This window comes from Streptomyces sp. NPDC059900 (genome assembly GCF_050270335.1).
Lineage (GTDB): Bacteria > Actinomycetota > Actinomycetes > Streptomycetales > Streptomycetaceae > Streptomyces.
In genome coordinates this window covers 1-14,537 of record NZ_JBNNJZ010000066.1, presented here as the reverse complement: position 1 = coordinate 14,537, position 14,537 = coordinate 1, and the positions used below count along the sequence as shown (strand labels likewise).

Sequence of the window (14,537 nt, the reverse complement as noted above, 5' to 3'; positions counted from 1 at the left end):
GCGGCAGTCGGAAGTCCGTGAAACCGCCCCGGTCCGTGAGGTTTGAACGCTGGTCGAAGCCCGGTGATCCGCTGCCTGCCAAGAACACCTCCGATGCTGGTTCAGGCCCGAACGGCTGGGACCAGGCCTATGCCGCGGCCGGTCACCCGGTGATCGGACCTGGCTCCGGCTCTGCCGCGGGGGCGGGCGGTGCGGGCTGGGCCGTCTGCGTCTGCTGGGCCTTCTCCAGGAAGCGCAGGAGCTCCACGGGGAAGGGCAGCACGAGGGTGGAGTTCTTCTCGGCGGCCACCGCCACCACGGTCTGGAGCAGCCGCAGTTGGAGCGCGGCCGGCTCGTCAGCCATCTCGTGCGCCGCCTGTGCCAGCTTCTTGGAGGCCTGGAGTTCGGCGTCCGCGTTGATCACGCGGGCCCGCCGTTCGCGGTCGGCCTCGGCCTGGCGGGCCATGGACCGCTTCATCGTCTCGGGCAGGGACACGTCCTTGATCTCGACCCGGTCGATCTGCACGCCCCACCCCATGGCGGGAGAGTCGATCATCAGCTCCAGTCCTTGGTTGAGCTTTTCGCGGTTGGAGAGCAGGTCGTCGAGATCGCTCTTGCCGATGATCGAGCGCAGGGACGTCTGGGCCATCTGCGAGACCGCGAAGCGGTAGTCCTCGACCTTGATCACGGCGTCCGCCGCGTCGATCACCTTGAAGTAGATGACGGCATCGACGCGCACCGTGACGTTGTCGCGCGTGATGCCGTCCTGCGCAGGGACCGGCATCGTCACGATCTGCATGTTCACCTTGCTCATCCGGTCCATGCCGGGGACGACCATCGTGAAGCCGGGCTGGCGGACGTCATCGCGCAGCCGGCCGAGGCGGAAGACGACGCCCCGCTCGTACTGTTTGACCACGCGGGCCGCCGAGACCACGTACACGAACCCGGCAGCCACGACCGCGGCGCCCGCTGTGAGCAGCTCTTCGACCATGACGACCCCCTATCCTCCGAGTCGCCCGTCACTACAAAGATATGCCCTGGTTTGTCCGGGGTCGAGCCCCTGCCGACCCGCCGCTGACTAGGGTGGGCAAGGTGTTCACCTCCCAGGGACCCACGCTCCGCGAACTGGCCGCGCAGGCTCTCTCCTCCATCGAGGACGGCTACGACCTGCTGGCCCCGAAGTTCGACCACACCCCGTTCCGCACGCCCGACCGCATGCTGCACGCGGTCGCGGACACGCTGCGCGGTCTCGGGCCGTTCGACGCGGGTCTCGATGTCTGCTGCGGCACCGGCGCCGGCGTCGGGACGCTGCTGCCGCTGTGCCGCGAGCGGGTCACCGGCGTCGACTTCAGCGCCGGGATGCTGGCCGGGGCGCAGGCCGCCGTCGAGCCACGGGACGGCGGGCCCGCGGTGGAGTGGGTGCGTGCCGATGCCCGTGCGCTGCCCTTCGCCGGGGCCTTCGACCTGGCGGTGAGCTTCGGGGCGTTCGGGCACTTCCTGCCCGCCGAGCGGCCAGGGCTGTTCGCGGAGGTCTATGGTGCGCTGCGGCCCGGCGGGATCTTCGCCTTCCCGGTCGGCGCGCCGCAGCGCATGACGTCGCCGCTGTACTGGGCGCTGCTCGGCTTCGACGGGGTGATGCGGGTGCGGAATCTGCTGTGGAGCCCCTCCTTTGTCATGTACTACCGGACCTTCCCGCTGCGGGGTGTGCTCGACGACCTGCTGCGGGTCGGGTTCACGGCGCGGCTGCATCCGCTGGAGGAGTTCGGCCGCCGCGGTGACGGCAGCCCCAACTGGTGCCTTGTCGAGGCGCGCAAGGCCTGAGCGATGCGGCAGCCGACTGCCCGGTCGTCGGGCCATCGGGTCACCGGGTCACTGGAACGCCCTGCGGTAGGCCTGCGGGCTGACGCCGGCGACGCGCTTGAAGCGGTCGCGGAAGGCGGTGGGTGAGCCGAAGCCGACCTGGACGGCGATGCGTTCCACGGAGTGCCCCGTCGTTTCGAGCAGATGCTGGGCCTGCCGGATGCGGGTGCGGTGCAGCCACTGAAGCGGTGTGCTGCCCGTCTGCTCGCGGAAGCGGCGCAGCAGGGTGCGGGTGCTCATGCCCGCCCGCCCCGCGATGTCCTCCAGGGTGAGCTCACGCTTCGCGTTCTCCTCCAGCCACAGCAGGAGCGGTTCGAGCGCGGAACCCTGCGGTGTGGGCGGCGCTTCGGAGACGATGAACTGGGCCTGGCCGCCCTCGCGTTCGAGGGGCATCACCGAGAGTCGGGCCGCGTCCGCGGCGACGGCGGATCCGTAGTCACGGCGGATCAGATGCAGGCACAGGTCGAGTCCGGCGGCGGCCCCGGCGGACGTCAGGATCTGCCCGTTGTCGACGTAGAGGACGTCCGGGGCGACGTCGATGTCGGGGTAGCACTCGGCGAGCCTGCCCGCGGCCATCCAGTGCGTGGTGGCACGCAGCCCGGACAGGAGGCCCGCCGCGGCGAGGGTGAAGGTGCCCACGCAGATGGAGGCGATCCGGGTGCCGTCGGCCGCCGCTTTCCGCAGCGCGTCGAGCACCCCGTCGGGGACGGGCCCTGACACGTCGGAGGTGCCGGGCACGATGATCGTGTCCGCGTCCGCGAGCCCTTCGAGCCCCCACGGTGCCTGGATCGTGAACAGACCTGCGTCGGTCTGCGGCGCCGCGGCGCAGACCCGCACGCGGTAGCCGGGGCGCCCGCCCGGCAGCCGGGTGCGGCTGAAGACCTCGATGGGCGTGGACAGGTCGAACGGGATGACGGTGTCCAGCGCCAGGACGGCCACGGTATGCATGGCGAAAACGTACGCCAGAGTCGGATTCCCGCCAAGCGCGAGCAGCCCTGTGTATGGCCCCTGATGCGGCATGAACTGGAGCGGAATCCGATGGCGGTATCTGTGCGAAGCCTGTCACTAATGCCACTGTCGGGTGACGCGGGCGCTGGCTAGTGTCGGCGGCCGGGTCCCGGTCGGGAGCCGCCATATCCCCGTCGTCTTCCGACGTCGTCCTCCGACGTCAGCCTCCGAAGAGCCATCCCCGAACAACCGATCCCCGCAAAACCGATCTCCGAAAATCCGAGGGCCCCTGCCGTGACCAAGTTCCTCCTGACGCTCCATGTGCTGGCCGCCATCCTCGCCGTCGGCCCGGTCACCGTGGCCGCCAGCATGTTCCCCGCGGCCCTGCGCCGGGCGCAGGCCGATCCGCGGGACACGGCGGCCGTCGCCTCGCTGCGGCTGCTGCAACGCATCTGCTCGGTGTACGCGTTCGTCGGTGTCGCCGTCCCCGTCACCGGGCTCGCGACCGCCGGCAGCCTGGGCGTCCTCGGCAGCGCCTGGCTGATCGCCTCGATCATCCTCACGATGGCCGCGGCCGCGGTGCTCATCGTCCTCGTCCTGCCGCGCCAGGAGGCGGCGCTCGAAGCGGTGGCCGGAGAGGCGGACGGCGGCACGGGCATGCGACCGGTGGACGGCACGGGCGTGCGACCGGCGGACGCGACAGGCGCGGTGGCGCTCGGGGAACGCGCCGGTGCCCGACTGGCGATGTACACCGGCATCTTCAACCTCCTCTGGGCCACCGTCACCGTCCTCATGATCATCAGGCCCGGCTCCACGACGGGCGCCTGACCTTTCCGGCGCCCGCTCGCGGCGCACGGATCACTGTTGACCCCCGTACGGCACAAGCCCTAAGTTCGGTGAACGTGCGTTCACCAGCGCTTTCCTTACCACGGGGGTATCAGGAATGGTCCGTGCACCACACGCTCAGCAGGCCTTAGACCGGGCCGGTTTGCCGCCGGACGCCCTCTTGTACGTAGAGCTGGCGCTCGACGGCGACGAACAGGCGCGCATCCGCTCCATCGCACCGGGCCCGGTCTGGTTCACCGACCCCGACTCCGGCTCGCCCGACGACGAGCGCGTCCTCTCCGACTCCCACTTCGCCCTCGGCAACCCCAGTGCGGACTGGTTGGAGAACGCGCCGAACCTGCGCTGGCTTCAGCTCGCCTCCGTGGGCGTCGACCGCTACGCAGACCTCGACTGGCCGGTCCTCGGCCGGCGCCTCGCCGTGACCAACCTCGGCGGACTCTTCGCCGACCCCGTCGCGGAGACCTGCCTCGCGGGCATCCTCGCGCTCTACCGCGGTGTCGACGTCCTGGCCGGGCTCCGCGCCGCGGAGTCCTGGTCGAAGCCCGACGTCCGGCCAGGGCTGCGGCTCCTGGGCGGCGCGAACGTCCTCATCCTGGGCCGGGGATCCATCGCCCTGCGCCTTGCCGAACTCCTCGTGCCCTTCGGCTGTACCGTCGCGCACTTCGCGCGGCGCGACGGCGACATCCGTACCCCGCCGGAACTCGACGCCGCACTGTCCGGGTTCGACATCGTCGTGGGACTGCTGCCAGGCACCGAGGAGACCGCCGACCTCTTCGACCGGCGGCGCATCGGGCAACTGCGCCCCGGCGCGGTCTTCGTGAACGCGGGACGCGGCACCCTGGCCGACGAGGACGCCCTGGTCGCCGCGCTGGCCTCCGGCCGCCTCAGCGGCGCGGTCCTCGACGTCACCCGCGAAGAGCCGCTGCCCGCCGGGCACCCGCTGTGGAGCTGCCCGAACGTCATCCTCACCCAGCACACCGCGGGCGGCTCACGCGACGAGACGGAACGGATCATCGACCTGTTCGCGGACAACTGGCGGCGGCTCACCGGCGGAGAGCCGCTGCGCAACACCGTGCGGTGGTCCCGGGGCTACTAGGGGGCAGCAGAGCGAAGGAGCGGGGCGGCCGTCGTTGCTCAGAGGAAGTGGAAGCCCGGCCTCGGGTGCATGAGGAAGTCGTGGTGCGAGATGTTCCACGCGTACGCGCCCGCCATCGCGAACACCACCCGGTCCCCGGCCCGCAGCCCCGCCACCGGAACCCGCCGGGACAGGACGTCCTTCGGGGTGCACAACTGCCCTGCGAACGTCACCCGGTCCTGCCGCGCCTCGGACCGCGGCCAGGGGTGCGGCCACGGCTCGCGCGCCGGGAGCACGGTGCACGGCTGGTCGTGGCCCTTGGCGGCGGGGGTGCGCAGATGGTGGGTGCCGCCGCGCACCACCGCGAACTCCTCGCCGTGGCTCTGCTTTACGTCCAGGACCTCGGTGGCGTACCAGCCGCAGTACGCGCTCAGTGCCCGCCCCGGCTCGATGCGGAGCGTCAGCCCGGGGTGCTCCGCGCAGAGCCGGGCGAGGCCCTCGCCGTACCGGGCCCAGTCGAAGAGCACGCCGGGATCGGTGTAGTCCACGCTCATCCCGCCGCCGACGTTCACCTCCGCGAGGCGGATGCCGTGCCGCAGGGCGAGCGCCTGCGACCAGGTCACGATGGCCCCGGCGACCGCGAGCTGCCGCGCTGCGTCGAGTCCGCTCGCCAGGTGGGCGTGCACGCCCAGCAGCCGGAGCCCGGGAAGGCTGCCGTCGGTGAACGCGCGGACCACGGAATCGGCCTCGGCCGGATCGAGGCCGAAGGGGGTGGGACGACCGCCCATCGTGAGCGAACTGCCCTCCAGGGAAGCGTCGTCGAGGCCGAGATTGAACCGCAGCAGGACGCCGACCCGGGTGTGCGGCACGACGCGGGCGGCGATCGCGGCCAGCATCCGCAGCTCGTAGGCGCTCTCCACGTGGAAGCGCGCCACGCCGAGCTCCAGGGCTGCCGTGATCTCGTCCGGTGTCTTGCCGGGCCCGCCGAAGGCCAGCGGGCGGCCCGCCACCGCCTTGGCCACATGGGCGAGTTCGCCGCCGGACGAAACCTCGTAGCCCGCCACGTGCGGGCCGAGCGCGGCAAGGATCTCCGGCTCCGGATTGGCCTTGGCGGCGTAGTAGAGCTCGACCTGCCGGGGCAGCGTGGCGCGCACGGCGGCGGCATGCGCGTCGAGCGCCGCAAGGTCGTAGAGGTAGGCGGGCAGCTCCCGGGGAGCCAGGGCGAGGGCCCGGTCACGTACGACGGGAGTGGGGGCGGTCATCCGGCGGCGCTCCAAGGTGCTTCGGTACGCGGACCCAGGTCCCGTACGTGCTCGGCGAGCGTGAAGGGTGAGGTGAGAGGGACGTAGCCCGCGTCCCGGTCGGCCTTGCGTTCCCAGCGGGTCAGCAGGTTGGCCTTGGCGGGCAGCGGTACTCCGGCGAGCAGGGCGCTGAGCCGGGGCGGACAGCCGTGCCGGTCGGCGAACTCCTGCACGGCGGCCCGTACCTCGGACCACAGGGCGGGCTCGGTGTGCGGGTGGAGATCGGCGAGCGCGGCGAGCAACTCGGCGACATGGTTGACGAGGAGGCAGTACACGACGCGGTCCCAGCCGCGCTGCGCGTCGTACGCCAGCGGCCCCGCGACCTCGGGCGGGAGCGCGGCCAGGGTCTTGGCATGGCGCTCGGGGAGGAGCTTGGTGCCCTCCAGGTCGCGGAAGAGCACCCGGGCGGGCATGCCGTCGTCGTCGACGCAGACGAGGACGTTCTGCAGATGCGGTTCGAGCACCAGGCCGTGGTCGAAGTACGCGGCGAACACCGGCGGCAGCAGGAGCCGCAGGTAGGTACGCCACCACTGGAGGGCCCGCTTGGGTCCCGCGCCTTCGAGGAGGCGGGAGATGTGGCCGGGCCCGGTCGGATACTCGTCCGCGACGGCCGCGGCGAGCAGCGGTGTCGTGCCGGGCAGCAGCCGTCGGGCCAGGCCTTCGCGGACGATGACGCCGAAGCCCTCCAGGAGGGCGAGGTCGGGCCTGCCGTCCGGTCCCGGCAGGGCCAGGCTGCGGTAGGCGGGTTCGCGGAGCACGGCGCTGCCGGGGAAGCGGGCGGCCAGGTCGTCCAGGGTGCCTTCGAGTACGCGGGTGAGCGCGACGGCGCCCGAAAGCTCGTAACTGGCGTTCTTGCGAAGGCAGTTGGTGATGCGGACGTTCAGGCTGAACTTCAGGAAGGTGTCGCCGTCGTACAGCGTGCGCACGGAGGCGGTGGCCGCGAAGGGGGAAGCGCCGGGCCCCAGGTCGATGACGTCGTCGCGCCCCAGGGCGGCGCGCAGCCCCGGATGCTCCCGCAGCAGGTCGTACTGCCAGGGGTGCACGGGAAGCAGGCGATAGCCGTGCGGGACGTCCCCGAGGCGGTCGAGCGGGGCCGTGGCATCCGGCCGCGCCGACTCCTCGGCGATGAGGTGTTCCCGCACGGCGAGGTGGCGCAACGGGAAGACGGACGCGGTCTCGGGGGCATACGCCGACCAGTCGGCGAGGTCGCCGCCGCGCGCCTTGGGGGTGGGGTGGAAGCGGTGGCCGAAGAGCAGGGACTGCTCGGAGGCGAGATAGTCCGCGAGCCACTTCGGGGCCGGGGCCGGGGCCGGGGCGGGAGGCGAGGGTGCGGTGTGCGCTGTACCCGTGGCGCGCGCCCGGCGGGCGGCGAGCCCGGCGCTCACCCCTTCGTGGCTGGAGGCGATCTGCTCCAGGAACTCCTCGTTGCTGACGCCGGTCCGCAGCGAGAGCTCGGCATGCGTGTACTCGGCGAGGCGCGGCCAGTCCACCTCCACCCAGCGCCCCCCGCGCTGCTCGGTCACCGGGCCGGTGAAGCGATGGGCGCCCAGGAGCGAGGCACGGCGCAGCGCGACGCGCAGCACCACCCCGCGGCGCGGCAGCTGGAGCAGAAGATCGCCGTCGACGACGGCGGTCTGGTGCTCGGGCCCCGAGACCTCGCGCAGCAGGCAGTTGAGGAGGGTGTGCGCCACCGCCCGGTCGGCGCCGGGCAGGGCGCCGGGCTTGGCGGGCAGGGCGGACGGGGCAGTGAACGTGCCGGTCGGCAGGGACATCAACGGCTCCAGCGGATGCGGGGCGAGCGGCGGAACAGGGCGGGAGGAAAGGCGGCGGCCAGGGCGGCGGTATGGACCGGTCGGGCGAGTGCGTGCCCCGGCGGTGCGGTGGCCGTCATGCGGGCCCCGTGCGCCGCAGGTAGTTGGGGCCCGTCGTGTAGTGCTTGTTGATGTCGGCGGCCCCGGAGCGCTCTTTGGAGAGCAGGGTGCCCGCGGTGACCATTGCCTTGACCGGCAGCTCCGCCGCGTCCAGGACGTGGGTCCGCAGGAGCGCGCCCGGCTCGCCGGGGCCCGTGCCGAGCCGCTCGGCGGCCTCGGTGAGCCGGTCGCGCACGAGCCCGAGGAGCCGGCGCAGCGGGGCGCGGCCGTGCCGGGCGAGATCGAAGGCGTAGGAGCCCGCGCAGAGGTGGAGGGTGATGGTGGTGAAGAGATCGAGCACGGGCCGGTCACCGTCGACGAAGATCCTCGCATCATCGAACTCTGCACGCTTCGGGGCCTGTTGACCCATGGCATCGCGCAGCCGGGCGAGATGGATGCGCGGTCCGTCGTTGTCCTTGAACAGCAGCCGCAGCCGGGTCCGGCGGTCTTTGTCCCCTGCGGCGGGCCTGTCCAGGACCAGCGAGATGTTCTGCTGGTGCGACTCCAGGGCGATCCCGTGGGCGAAGAGGGTGGTCTGCCAGTCGAAGAGGAGGGCGAGCACGGCATCCAGGAGGGTGAGTGGATCGCCGCCGTAGAAGCGTTCGGCGAGGTGGTCGATCACCAGGAGGTCGTCGCCGGGCGCCGGGCACAGCAGTGCGGCCATCGGCACGACGGCGCAGCCGTCGAGACCGGCGGGGTAGCGGCGCAGGAGCACGGCGATGAGTTCATGCCCGGCGTGGGCGAAACGGGACTCGTCCGCGTGCAGGACGACACCCCTGAACCGGGCCTCGCGGGCGACGACGGCTTCGACGAGGCGCTGGCCCGCGGCACCGTCGACGAGCGTGCCCGGCTTGATGGTACGGCGATTGCGCAGGCCCAGTGTGGCGGTGGCGAGGGGCAGCTTGAGGTGCTCCGCGGGTTGGCAGGAGAGGGCGACGGTACGCATCGACAGGGTCGGTACGACAGCGGGCCCGGGGTCCCCGATGAGCCGGGCCTGCCTGTCGAGCCCCGCTTCTCGCAGTGCGTCCCGCAGGGGTCCGTCCGCGGTCAGGGGGTGCACGGGGAGCACGAGATGGCTGCCTTCGAGCCCGGGCATGCCTGCCGCGCCGGGGGACAGCCAGGCGTGGCTGTCGCTGCCGCCGACGGTGACGGCCTCACGGGGCAGGACGAGCTGGCGCAGCGCGAAGGTCGGGTGGAACTCGGGTGCGTACGACCGCAGTTGGGCGACGGAAAGCCCGGAGCGGCCGCGCGATGTCGGATACACGGGGTGATCCGCGCGCGCGGCGAGCGTGTCATGGGCGAGCCCGCCGCCGAGCCCGGCCCAGGTGCCGGGATCGCCGCCGTAGCGCCCGGTGAGCAGGGCGTCCGTCTCGCTCTTGGTCCGGGCGTGCAGCCGCACGGCGTCGAGCGCCTGCCCGCACTCGGCGGCGAAGGCGTCGAAGCCGCCGCGGTCGACGGGGTCGGCGAGGTCACGCAGGGCGCGGACGATGCTGCCCGCGTCGGTGAGTTCCGCCCCGTCCGACTCCCTGCGGAGCAGGGGAAGCCGGGCGGCGTACGTCCCCTGGTAGCCGTCCGCGCATACGGGCATGAGCAGCGCGTCCCCGTCCGGCACCACCGGCAGCCTGAGCCACGAGCCGTCCGGCTGCCGCACCACGCCGCTGCGGCTGCGCCACCCCACCACGTCCTCGCGCAGGAGCGCACTGAGCACGCGTAACAGGAGCTCGCCCCCGACGCCGGCCGTGAGGGAAGGAGCCCCGTCCGCGAGGTCCGTCACGGTGTGATCTCCCAGTGATGCCGGGCGACGAAGTCCGCCACGGCCCGGTCCACCGCGGCCTGATCGGTGCCGGTGGCGCGGACCACGCCGAGGAAGTCGCGGTTGGTCCCGTGCAGTGCGTGCCGCTCGCCGATCCCGCGCAGCGGACGGTACGTCAGCCGTACCCCGTCCACCGTCTCTTCGGACGAGGGCGGTGCGGCCGTCAGCGTTCCGGCGCTGCGCGCGCAGGGGTAGTCCAGCCGCGCCCGGCCGTCGGTCCGCGCACCCAGATCCGCCGGGAGCGGCAGGCCCATGTGCGTACGCAGGATGTGTTCGAAGAGGGGGATGTCCAGGAGCTGGGCGAGGAGAAGGTCGCACTGGTCGCCGATGGCCCGGTAGTTGACCTCGATGAGCCGTGCTCGTCCCGCCGCCACCACGAACTCCGTGTGACAGGCGCCGAAGCCCACGCCCAGTGCGTCCAGTTGTGCAAGCACCTGAGCCGTCACCGGTTCCGGATGCGCGGGGACGAACGTCATGCGCTCCTCGATGAAGTGCGGCGGCGGCGACACCTCCGTACGGAAACCGCCCAGGACATGCCGGACGTGGCCGTCACCGAGCGTCTCCAGGGTGCACAACTCCCCGGTCAGGTACTCCTCGACGACCAGCGCCGCCCCCGGTCGCCGTGCCTGTATCTCCGCGCACCGCCGCTCCAGCTCTGCGGGCCCCTCGACCAGGACCACGTCCTCGCTCGCCACGCCCTCGCGCGGCTTGACCACACAGGGGAACGGCACGTCGAGCGCGGTGAGCACGGACGGATCCTGCCCCGCGGACAGTTCCGCCGACCAGACGGCGTCGGCGCCCGCGGCCGCGAGATGGCGCCTCATCTGCGCCTTGTCCTTGGTGCGCAGCGCCGTCCGCCAGTCCTTGCCGGGCAGTCCGAAGTAGTCGGCGGCCAGCGCGGCTTGGGTCTGCAGGTGGTCGCTGTTGGTGAAGACCGCGTCGGGGGAGTGGTGTGCGCAGATCCGGCTGATGACGGCGCGGAAGTCGCGCACGTCGCAGTGCAGGATCTCCGGGGTGGTCAAGGGCCGCGGGGCGGGAGCGCGCCGGTGGGCTTCGGGCTGGTCGGTGAGGAGGGTGACGTCGAGGCCGAGCCTGCCCGCGGCGGGCAGAAAGCCTTCGGTGACCGAGTCGGTGGGGTTGCGGGCAAGGACGTACAGCCGCATGGTGCGTTCACTTCCGGGTGCGAGCGGAGGTGGATGTGTGGAGGGGAGAGCGTAGGGCGGACCTCAGGAAGGGCTCGCCCGCAGCAGGCCCGCGCGGGGGCGCCCGCCACGCGGGCGGTTCGGCGTCCGCCGCCTCGGCCGCGTCGGACGCAGGGCACGGAGAGGGGTCCGCCGCGTGACGAGGCTGTCTGGCGGGACGCCCCTGGCGATCTTGGACACGGAACGAGAGTTTAGGTTAGGTATACCTAACGATGTCAACTCGCCGTGAGGGCGGGGTCACTCGCGACAACGTGACGCACGACGCGCCGTTCCCGATGCGGCACATTGAAGAGAAATAAGGTAAGCCTTACCTAGTTCCCGGTGGCTTTCGCCGCCGGCGAACGATCTATGGCCCTGCCTTCCAAGGAGTTACGAGTGCCGCTGACCGTGGCCCCGGACCTGGCGCCGACCGCCACCGCCCTGAGCCCCGCCGCCCTGCTCGCCACGACCTATCGGCGTCTGACCGCGCACTGCGCGACGCTCGACGTCACCGTGGCGCAACCCGGTTCGAGCGCCGGGCAGGGGTGGCTCACCGGCGCCGAGTTGACGGCACATCAACCCGCCCTGGAAGCCTTCGTCGCGGCGGAGGCCACCCGCATCCGCCGCGGTCACGACCACACTCCCCGCACGGACGTCGCCGCGTCCCGCGCCCTGCACGGCTACCTCTGGTCGGTCTCCCTGCTGATGAGCGGAGCCTGGTATCTGGAGCGGCGCGTGCCGCGCGTCCGCCCGCAGGACGTACGCGTCCACCTGGAGACCGGCGCCTTCGAGGTCGTGCCCGGTTCCTTCGCCTGCTTCCCGGACGACCCGGCGGCCGGGCTCCCCGGAACGCGTGTCTTCCCCGACGAGGAGTCCCTGCGCGGCGAACTGCTCGCCGCGGTCGTCGCGCACATGCGGCCCCTGCTCACCGCCATCGGGCCCCAAGTGCGGCGCGGACGGCGGGTGCTGTGGGGGATGGCCGGTGACGATCTCGTCTCCGGCATCTGGTACCTGGGGCGCATGCTTGATCAGGAGGACGAGGCGCTGCGGGCGGTCGACGCGCTCCTGCCGGGCCCCGTTGCGCCCTTCCCCGGCGGCGCCGCCTTCCGGCACCTGACGACCCGTGACGGCGAGCGGCACCCGACGCGCACCCGCCTCGGGTGCTGCCTGTACTACACGCTCCCCGCCGCCGAGGCGTGCGGCACCTGCCCGCGCGTCTGCGACGCCGAGCGGCTGCGCAGGCTGGAGGCGGACATCTAGCAGGCCGGTGCGCCGTCCGCGACCGGGCAGTGAAATGCCGTCATGGACGCGGGCAGTGAAATGCCGTCAGAAACCGGGCGGTGAATTCGTGATAGGGAAGCTGGCGTAAGCCCTGCGCACGACAGGAGACGCCCATGTCCCCGTCCACGACCGAGCCGCCTTCACCGGCCGCCCTTTTCGAGGTTCCCGTCGTCGACATCAGACCGTATGCCGACGGCGGGACGGCGGCCGAACGGGAGCGTGTGGCGCGGCAGATGGACGATGCCTGCGCCCGCGTCGGCTTCGTCCAGATCCTCGGCCACGGGATTCCCGACGCGACGGTGCGGGGCCTGAGCGCTGCCATGGACGGGTTCTTCGGCCTGCCCCTGGAGACGAAGAAGAGCTACCGGGTGACCGGGGCGAACCGCGGCTACAGCCCGCCCCGGAGCGAATCCCTCAGCCTGAGCCTGGGCGTGGCATCCGCCGGACACATGAACGACTTCTTCGAGGCGTTCAACGTCGGCACCGAGGCCCGCTCGTTCCCGGGGCTCGACCTGTCCGAGGACGACTACGGCCTCAACGTCTGGCCCGCGCAGGTGGCGGGCTTCGAGCCGGCGGTGCTCGGCTACTTCGCCGAGGCCGGACGGGTGGCGCGCACCCTGACCCGCATCTTCGCGGACGCCCTGGGGCAGCCTCCCGGCTTCTTCGATTCGCTGACCGATCACTCCATCGACGTACTGCGCATGAACAACTACGCCCTGCCCGAGGGCTCCGTCAGTCTCGACGGCGATCCGACGGGGATGGGGGAGCACACCGACTTCGGCCTGGTCACCGTGTTGTGGGCGGACCAGGTCGCCGGGCTCCAGGTCCTTGGCGCCGACCGGGCCTGGCACGACGTCGCACCCGTCGACGGCGCGCTCCTGGTCAACCTCGGCGATCTCACCGCCCGGCTGACCAACGACCGCTGGATGTCCACGCTGCACCGCGTCAAGCCGCCGGTCGTCGACGGCGGCATTGTCCGCCGCCGGTCCGCCGCGTACTTCCACGACGGCAACGTCGACGCGGTCATCGCCACGCTGCCCGGTCATCTCGACGCCGACGACGAACTCGCCTACGAGCCGATCCTCGTACGCGATCACATCAAGGCGAAGCTGGCCGGGTCCCGGCAGGGCAAGGCGAACGCGGCGGCCGTCCGGGAGGCGGCGCGGGTGCGCGCGGCGGCGGGGCACGAGGCCGGCAAGGGCGGCCCCGCGGCCGGTTCCGCCTCCGTCACCCCTGGCTGACGGAGGCGCGGATCGCCTCCAGGGCCTCGGTGACGTGCGCTTCGACGGCGGCCTTGTCGATGCCGAGCCCGCAGAGCGTGCCCGTGCCGCCTTCCGCTTCCAGGAGCGAGAGCAGGATGTGCTCGGTCCCGATGTAGTTGTGACCGAGCCGGAGCGCCTCGCGGAAGGTGAGTTCCAGGACCTTCTTGCCCCCGGCGTCGTACGGGATGAGGTCGGGCACGTCGCCGACCGCGGGCGGCAGCGACTCGGTGACGCCCTCGCGGATCGCGTCGAGCGAACTGCCCTGTGCGACCAGGGCCTTGGCGGCGAGTGCGTCCGGTTCGGTCAGGAGGGCGAGCGCCAGATGGCCGGGGCCGATCTGGTCGTTGCCCGCGGCGCGGGCCTCCTCCTGCGAGGCCATGACCACCTTCCGCGCCCGTTCGGTGTAGCGGCTGAAGCCCTGCCGGGGGTCGAGGTCCGACATCTCGCCGGGGTCCTTGGGCACGAACCGCTTCTGGGCCGCCTGCCGGGTGACCCCCATGCTCTTGCCGATCTCGGTCCACGAGGCGCCCGAGCGGCGCGCCTGGTCCACGAAGTGGCCGATCAGATGGTCGGCGACATCACCGAGGTGGTCGGCGGCGATCACGGCGTCGGAGAGCTGGTCGAGTGCTTCTTCGGGGTGGGCCTTCTTGATGGCCTGGATCAGGTCGTCGAGGCGGACGGGGTGAGTGGGTTGCGTCATGTGTCAACGTTAGGTTGACAGGCGAGGGAGCGTCAACCCCGAGTTGACACCTGGATTGCGTGCGGTTTCCCGGACTACTCCGACCAGGGGGACTTCTGGATGACCTCGACGAAGTCGCCGCGGGTGAAGCCGGGGACGAAGTGCTCCAGGACGTCGGCCTTCACGTTCCCGAAGGTGGTCTCCGGCTTGGGGGCGATGCCTTCGGTGAAGGCCTGGAGGATCCGCTTCTTGAAGTCGGGCCGCGGGTGCAGCGCGCTGATCTCCGCGCGCTGCCCGGCGGTCAGGTCGTCGTAGCCGATGCCCAGCACGTCGTACTCCACCCCGGCGGTGACCAGGGCGACCTCCGGCTCCATGAACTCGGGGATGCCCGGAGTGGTGTGC

At 71.9% G+C, this 14,537-nt stretch carries 12 protein-coding genes and 1 pseudogene; 5 read left to right on the top strand and 8 right to left on the bottom strand.

Annotation, left to right across the window (positions count from 1 at the left end; all coding sequences use genetic code 11):
* Positions 1-142: 142 nt before the first annotated feature.
* Positions 143-970, bottom strand: a complete 828-nt coding sequence (locus ACQKIP_RS12900; protein WP_427742990.1) for a slipin family protein — start codon at positions 968-970, stop codon at positions 143-145.
* 101 nt (positions 971-1,071) lie between these two features.
* Between ACQKIP_RS12900 and ACQKIP_RS12895 the strand changes: the two genes are divergently transcribed.
* Positions 1,072-1,800 carry a class I SAM-dependent methyltransferase gene (locus ACQKIP_RS12895; RefSeq protein WP_365861055.1) on the top strand — a complete coding sequence of 243 codons (729 nt, stop codon included), beginning with the start codon at positions 1,072-1,074 and terminating at the stop codon, positions 1,798-1,800.
* Between the two features lie 48 nt (positions 1,801-1,848).
* Here the strand turns inward: ACQKIP_RS12895 and ACQKIP_RS12890 are convergent, their stop codons facing one another.
* Positions 1,849-2,787 carry a GlxA family transcriptional regulator gene (locus ACQKIP_RS12890; protein ID WP_365861057.1) on the bottom strand — a complete coding sequence of 313 codons (939 nt, stop codon included), beginning with the start codon at positions 2,785-2,787 and terminating at the stop codon, positions 1,849-1,851.
* A 294-nt stretch (positions 2,788-3,081) separates the two neighbouring features.
* Between ACQKIP_RS12890 and ACQKIP_RS12885 the strand changes: the two genes are divergently transcribed.
* Together ACQKIP_RS12885 and ACQKIP_RS12880 are read left to right on the top strand one after the other, a co-directional pair.
* Positions 3,082-3,615, top strand: coding sequence for a DUF2269 family protein (locus tag ACQKIP_RS12885; RefSeq protein ID WP_365861059.1), 534 nt, complete (start codon positions 3,082-3,084; stop codon positions 3,613-3,615).
* Between the two features lie 178 nt (positions 3,616-3,793).
* Complete coding sequence (locus ACQKIP_RS12880; protein WP_365861061.1) at positions 3,794-4,729, top strand: D-2-hydroxyacid dehydrogenase; 936 nt, start codon at positions 3,794-3,796, stop codon at positions 4,727-4,729.
* A gap of 38 nt (positions 4,730-4,767) precedes the next feature.
* Here ACQKIP_RS12880 and ACQKIP_RS12875 read toward each other — a convergent pair whose 3' ends face one another.
* From ACQKIP_RS12875 to ACQKIP_RS12860, 4 genes are all read right to left on the bottom strand, one after another.
* The gene (locus ACQKIP_RS12875; RefSeq protein WP_365861063.1) at positions 4,768-5,970 is read right to left on the bottom strand and encodes a type III PLP-dependent enzyme; all 1,203 of its coding nucleotides are present in this window, start codon (positions 5,968-5,970) and stop codon (positions 4,768-4,770) included.
* Positions 5,967-7,781: an IucA/IucC family protein gene (locus ACQKIP_RS12870; RefSeq protein ID WP_365861065.1), complete on the bottom strand. Its 1,815-nt coding sequence runs from the start codon at positions 7,779-7,781 to the stop codon at positions 5,967-5,969. Before ACQKIP_RS12870 ends, ACQKIP_RS12875 begins: the two co-directional genes overlap by 4 nt.
* A 115-nt stretch (positions 7,782-7,896) precedes the next feature.
* Positions 7,897-9,693: an IucA/IucC family siderophore biosynthesis protein gene (locus ACQKIP_RS12865; protein WP_365861068.1), complete on the bottom strand. Its 1,797-nt coding sequence runs from the start codon at positions 9,691-9,693 to the stop codon at positions 7,897-7,899.
* Positions 9,690-10,895: an ATP-grasp domain-containing protein gene (locus tag ACQKIP_RS12860; RefSeq protein WP_365861070.1), complete on the bottom strand. Its 1,206-nt coding sequence runs from the start codon at positions 10,893-10,895 to the stop codon at positions 9,690-9,692. Before ACQKIP_RS12860 ends, ACQKIP_RS12865 begins: the two co-directional genes overlap by 4 nt.
* Before the next feature lie 420 nt (positions 10,896-11,315).
* Between ACQKIP_RS12860 and ACQKIP_RS12855 the strand changes: the two genes are divergently transcribed.
* On the top strand, positions 11,316-12,173 hold the full coding sequence (locus ACQKIP_RS12855; RefSeq protein WP_365861200.1) for a (2Fe-2S)-binding protein: 858 nt from the start codon (positions 11,316-11,318) through the stop codon (positions 12,171-12,173).
* 134 nt (positions 12,174-12,307) lie between these two features.
* The gene (locus ACQKIP_RS12850) at positions 12,308-13,435 is read left to right on the top strand and encodes an isopenicillin N synthase family dioxygenase (protein WP_365861071.1); all 1,128 of its coding nucleotides are present in this window, start codon (positions 12,308-12,310) and stop codon (positions 13,433-13,435) included.
* Here the strand turns inward: ACQKIP_RS12850 and ACQKIP_RS12845 are convergent.
* Together ACQKIP_RS12845 and ACQKIP_RS12840 are read right to left on the bottom strand one after the other, a co-directional pair.
* Positions 13,422-14,156 carry a Clp protease N-terminal domain-containing protein gene (locus ACQKIP_RS12845; RefSeq protein ID WP_365861072.1) on the bottom strand — a complete coding sequence of 245 codons (735 nt, stop codon included), beginning with the start codon at positions 14,154-14,156 and terminating at the stop codon, positions 13,422-13,424. The genes ACQKIP_RS12850 and ACQKIP_RS12845 overlap by 14 nt on opposite strands.
* Before the next feature lie 74 nt (positions 14,157-14,230).
* Positions 14,231-14,537: pseudogene (locus ACQKIP_RS12840) on the bottom strand (diguanylate cyclase); the annotation flags it as partial.